General features: G+C 55.6%; 6 protein-coding genes. 2 read left to right on the top strand and 4 right to left on the bottom strand.

Translation table 11 applies throughout. From position 1 onward, the window contains the following. Window positions 1–223: enoyl-CoA hydratase-related protein (locus VMW13_08635; GenBank protein HUV44880.1), on the top strand; the 223-nt coding region annotated here is incomplete at its 5' end. Between the two features lie 9 nt (window positions 224–232). After that, window positions 233–874: a class I SAM-dependent methyltransferase gene (locus VMW13_08630; protein HUV44879.1), complete on the top strand. Its 642-nt coding sequence runs from the start codon at window positions 233–235 to the stop codon at window positions 872–874. A 512-nt stretch (window positions 875–1,386) separates the two neighbouring features. Here the strand turns inward: VMW13_08630 and VMW13_08625 are convergent. The 4 genes from VMW13_08625 to VMW13_08610 all read right to left on the bottom strand — a co-directional run bounded on the left by VMW13_08625 (window position 1,387) and on the right by VMW13_08610 (window position 5,258). Then, window positions 1,387–2,838, bottom strand: a complete 1,452-nt coding sequence (locus tag VMW13_08625) for a DUF5305 family protein (protein HUV44878.1) — start codon at window positions 2,836–2,838, stop codon at window positions 1,387–1,389. A 180-nt stretch (window positions 2,839–3,018) separates the two neighbouring features. After that, entirely contained in the window at window positions 3,019–3,717 is a 699-nt protein-coding gene (locus VMW13_08620; GenBank protein HUV44877.1) for a hypothetical protein, read from the bottom strand. A 71-nt stretch (window positions 3,718–3,788) separates the two neighbouring features. Next, window positions 3,789–4,361, bottom strand: coding sequence for a signal peptidase I (locus VMW13_08615; protein HUV44876.1), 573 nt, complete (start codon window positions 4,359–4,361; stop codon window positions 3,789–3,791). Window positions 4,362–4,568: 207 nt separating this feature from the next. Further along, complete coding sequence (locus tag VMW13_08610; GenBank protein ID HUV44875.1) at window positions 4,569–5,258, bottom strand: TasA family protein; 690 nt, start codon at window positions 5,256–5,258, stop codon at window positions 4,569–4,571. Window positions 5,259–5,468: the final 210 nt, after the last annotated feature.

The raw sequence follows: 5,468 nt of genomic DNA, 5'->3' as shown, positions 1-5,468 counted from the left end.
ACTGGAGAAAGAAACGATGGTCCTGGCCGCCAGGATTGCCGATGGCCCGCCGCTGGCGATGAGGCTGGCCAAGATGCAGGTCTACAAGGGTCTCAACATGGAGTTCGAGACCGCACTCGGTATCGCCGCCGCCTGTGAGACAATCACCCTCGGCTCCGAAGACCACCGGGAAGGTGTCGCCGCTTTTCGCGAGAAGCGAAAAGCAGTGTACAAAGGCCGGTAGCCGGTCGATATGGCAAAAGAAACCAGCGGCTGGGAACACATTTACAGGCAAAGCCCTGCTCATCAAGACCGCAAGATACCCCACGAGGACGTAGAATCTCTTCACCGGCTGTTCCATAAGAATGGCGCGCGACGTGTCCTTGACCTGGGTTGCGGTAACGGACGCCACCTCGTCTACTTCGCCAGTTTGGGCTACGGCATGTATGGGCTTGATTACGCTCCGACCGCGCTACGTCTGGCCGGGAAGTGGCTCGCTGAGAGGCGTCTGTCCGCTGAGATGGCCTGCGCTGATATGACGGCAATCCCTTTCCGTAGCGGCTCCTTTGACGCCGTAATATCGTTTCAGGTCATCAATCATGGCACCCTGGATGATATTCGCCGGACGACTGGTGAAATTCATCGGATTCTCAGAGATGACGGGTGGCTATTCGTGATGGTCGGCGGATGCAGACCTCCGGGACCGCTGCACTTTCGCAATGGACACGAAATAGAACCGGGCACCTATCTCCTGACCGACCATCTTGAGAGCGGGATTCCGCACCACTTTTTCACCACCACTGAATTGCTCGATAATTATTCACGGTTCAAGTTCATTGACCTGCACTGGGACAGTCGCAGTAGGGCCTGCCTGCTCGCTCAAAAGAGGGACTAGCAGGGTGCTGAAAAATGAAGAGTCCAGAGAGGCCTGCCCCTTCTGAGGGGCGCCCCGCCTCTTCTGAGAGGCGCCCCGCCTCTTCTGAGAGGCGCCCCTTCCCCTTGTTAAGTGGAAGTGCACTTTTGGTGATAAACTGGAATCAGTAAGAGCTAGGTTTTGCTGGTATAGCCATTATAGAATAAGGCTGGATTTTCCCGGTATCGGGATGCCCAGCCTCTTCTTTTATCTTCCGAGGGTAACATTATAGGCTATTGTGTCATCGGTTGCACGAAACAGTCTTCTGTGCAGCGAAGCTCCTGCGACAGACCCGGCACGCGGGTATCACGCTGAGCCTCTGGCTTCATGTATAATCCGTACGGTTGCTCACCTTACACGCGTACTGCCCGCCCAAGATAGCCCTCACGTTGTCCCTGATGTCCCTCGACCGTCAAGACTGCGCTAGGGACGAGCCAGCACAGATGAGACAAGCCAGAAGGATGGATGCGAAGCAGGAGATATCGCAGCCCGGGTCACGCTTCCTTTCTCGGCGTATCGCCTTTAGAAGCAGTCTCCCCTGTCAACACATACTCATAGCGCGTTGCGGCATCGAGCACGCAGTAGACGTGCCTTCCCTCTTCCGCTTTGTGTAGCACCGGCTTGAGAAGTCCCTGGGCAGCCTTAATCAGGTCGTCAAGAGAATCTAGCAATACGACGTTCTCACCAGGTACGACCACCGGCAAGTCCTTCGTGTCCACAATTATGTCCTTGTACTTCTTCGCAACTCGTTCTGCTTTTCTCTCAATCTCTGTAGGTCCCCCCGGCCGGGGCCTGAGATACACCAGGAGGGAAAACCCGAGCAGGCCGCCGCTGATAGCAGCCAGACTGGAGAACAGAATCCTTGCCTGTGCCACCAGCATGCCTAGATATTTCTCCTGCTTTCGGGTGGTTTGCGTCGTCTCGAGAGACCGAGGCTCGGATTTCTCCAGGTCGCTGCTCCATCTCAGCACGTCACCACTCAAATCCGTCACCATACTCTGGGCGAATTCATCATCTATCAGTCCGAGCTCCGTCTGAGCCAATGTGCGGACCCTGGCGCTAATGGTCAAGCTGCGTGCTGAAGCAGAGATTCCCGCTTCCTGTTGAATGGTATCGAGGGTTTCGGTAAACCGGCGCAGGTCGAGGGGAAAGCTGACAGCCAGAGGCCCGCTTATCTCCGTTGCCGGGACGAGAACAACGACCTTGGACCATTTCCCCGGGAACTCAATCGTGGCGGTAATCTCCACCTCTTCCTCAAGCAGAGTAATTGGGACATCAGCCTGCAACCAATGGGAGAAACTGAAGACCATCCCGTCCAGGAGCTTGAGGAAGACTGTGTCTTCCGGCCCCAGGGTCTTGGTGCTGGCATCTTCGGGGGTTTTCGGGGGCTTCAAGGTCGTGGAATCGAACAGAGTACTTGGCCGCAGCTGTACTGTGTAGTCGAACTCTCCATAGGAGTCTCCATATCTGTGAACGAGGTCTCCACTGACATCAATAAAGTACCCTGTTAGCTTCATAGGCAGAGCGTGACTTGAATCCTGGCCCGTGAGCTTATCGTCCGCTTCGGCATCAGAGACACTGGCCACGATTGTCACGTCATATCCCGAGGCACGAGAGACACCTATTTCCTCCTCGATAGTCCGTGCCACCTCCAGGAAGTGCGCCAGGTCTACCGTGAAAGAAAGGGTGAAGTCTCCCGTCCGGGTTGCCTTCGGCACCAGGACAATTGTCTTCTGCCATACCCCCGGGTTCTCCAGGACTGCCGTAACCTCCACCTCCTGGGGTGCAGTCTCGTCCGGGTGATAGCTATAGGTCATGTGGAGGCTCTCAATGAGCTTGATGGGGTATCTCGAACTCGCCAGTGGGGATTCAGAAGTGCCGTATACATAGCTGGGTCTGCTGTAGGCGAGATAGTCGAACCTGCCCTCGTGCCGGTACTCAAGCATCAAGGGCTCTTCCGTCGCAGTAGGCCGAGAGAAGGCTTGATAGACGCCAAATAGCGAAGCGACGAAAAGGACCAGACTAGCAGACACAAGGCCTATTCTCATCTCACGAGACACTCTTTTCACCCCTTTGCTACTGTCTTTCTCTAGAACCGGGAGTGCCAAGGGTAGCCTTTTCCCATCTTACCTTGGTTTGATGGAGAAAACCACCGTCAGGTCAAAAGCATCGCCCTGGAACTCATTCCCGGCGTCCTGATCGAACCTGACACTCATTTCAAGACGCGTTCCGCCCCGCCGAGGCGATGGAAGGTTGGTTAGCGGGCTTTGCTCAAGGTCGTAGAATGTTATGCTACCATCGCCGTCAACGTCTTGAAGCTGCCAGTCGTCATCGGTGTAGACCACCGGAGCTATGCTCCTTCTCCAGGGTGTTCTCGTCAGCTCTCCGGTTAGCAAGTCGATCTGCCAGGCATTGTTGGAGTAGGTGAATCGGTAAATCACCATCTCCCTGGCCATGCTGTCGGGGTGCAGGTCGGTCTGCGGGTCGGTATCGGCTTCAGCTTGCGGAGATTCCTCGACTACTTCATAGAGGCAGGTAATGGCCGCCTTTCCGTAGCCGTCACTCCGCAAACCAACAAGGCTCCCTTCAAAGGTGAATTCGTCGCCGGGCGCCATATTGGCGGCTGTCCAGGTTGCCACGACACCGTCCTGCCATGGCTCGTCCTGGTCTCTGAGCTTCAAATCTATGCCGTCATCCAGGCAAGAATCCCCGTGATGGCCATCGTCGGTGTTGCCGGGACTGGCGTAGGCCACGCCCATCATCACGCTGACGAGCAGAATCCCCAGCACACCCAGAAGGATACTCTTGAGTCTTGCGCCCCTCATTCAGCGGCCTTCCTGGTTCTCATATGGTTGCGCATCCACTCACGTATCGTGTCCCTATGATGACGGGAGCACTAGCCGACGCCAAACATCTTCCTCTGTCTTTGAAGCCTCTCCTTGCGTCGTTTAAGTGCCTCTTGCCGTAATCTCTTTGATGGACGGAATATATCTATCCACATGTCTTTGAGCGTTAAGCCGATGAAGGCCATCCCCATCACCAGGATCACCAGCACCGCCGCCGGGAGGTTCTTACCCAACACCCTTAGCGGGGTCATGCCGGACTGCGAGAGGCGGCCCAGGTAGCCCACGTAGGGAAGATAGAATACCGCTTTGCCATTGACGTCCTCCGCGCTTACCAGGTTGATGTCCGGCTCTTCGTTGGCATCACCCATGGTCTGGAAGAGCGGACCGTCAGCGGTCTCCTGGCGGTCAATCACCCGGTGGCAGATGGGCGTATCGATGCCGGGGATTTTGAAGGAGATGACGTCTCCGGCGACGACATCCTGTCCGTCCACGGGCTTAAAGACGACTAGTCCCCCCACGCCGAGCTCCGGCTCCATGCTGCCGGAGAGCACGGCGTTGAACTCCCAGCCGAACTGGACCGCCGTCACGACGAAGGCGACCGCCGCCAGCACCACGCCCAGCATTGCCCAGCCGAGCCAACCTATGAGCTTTTTCAGGTTACACCCCCGCACTTGGCTTTTCGGTCAGGTACAGTATAGACCCGCCTTACATAAAATCTCAAGCCCCCCGCCGGCATTATATACCCGCGGGCGCAGCTTACGAAAGGGCGCCCCGGCGGGGGGCGCCCCTGTGTTAGCGAGCCGAAATAAATTCAGCCACGGGAGCAAGTTTTACTGGCTGCTGTGCTGGTTCAGGGTGAAGGAAACGATAGTGGTCAGTATATCTCCCTGAATGTCATTGGTAGCTTCAGCATGGAACATCACCGTCATGTGAAAAGACGCTTCTCCACCGGTAAGGTGAGGAGGGTTGAGATCGTCCAGTGGACCGTGGTCAGCGATGATGGCTGGCGAACGGGCCAGATCATCGAGGTCCAACCAGCCGTTGCCATTGATATCCCAGCCAGGAGTAAAACCGGAGCCGGTTATTTCCCATTTCAGGTCATTGCTGGAGTATAGCATCGACATAACCTCGAGCCATTTAGCCAAGTCCTCTGTCTCAGAAACTGGATTAGAATCCGTTTCCACCGGGTTAAATCCCGGAGGGTCGGTTTGTTCGTCAATGGTGTTACTGAAGCTTATTTCGATATGGTCTCCCGGAATAGAGCCGACTTCCCGCATAGCGACATAATTAGTTACAAAGCTAACGCCGGGTTCCATAAGGTCCATTTTCCAGGTTTGGTCAACTCCGTCGCCCCAGGGATCAGGGTCCCACGTACTGTCGTCTTTTATTTCCAGCCCCAGAGTACCCGCCGTGAAGGTGTTGCCGGTGCTCGTCTCCACATCGGTGAAGTACGCAAAGGAAGAACCGACCATGCCTGAGCACAATGCAACCGCCATTAGGCTGAATAGCAATTTTTTCACCGGATTGTACATCCTTTTTCTATCCCTGGGTTCCTCTCGACACTGATTATTCTGGTTGGCATGGGGTGCTCTTCCTTATCCGGGGAAGAGCACCCCACCTCATTGCACACGTTTATATATCTACGGGCCCCAATGCGGATCCAACGGCTCTGTGATAGAGTCATCTAGCAGTGTGTCAGGATAGGTATCGTTGTGAGATGCCACAAAATT

This window comes from Dehalococcoidales bacterium (genome assembly GCA_035529395.1).
GTDB lineage: Bacteria > Chloroflexota > Dehalococcoidia > Dehalococcoidales > Fen-1064 > DUES01.
The sequence above is the reverse complement of the archived record's forward strand: the minus strand, read 5'-3'. Positions and strand labels throughout refer to the sequence as shown.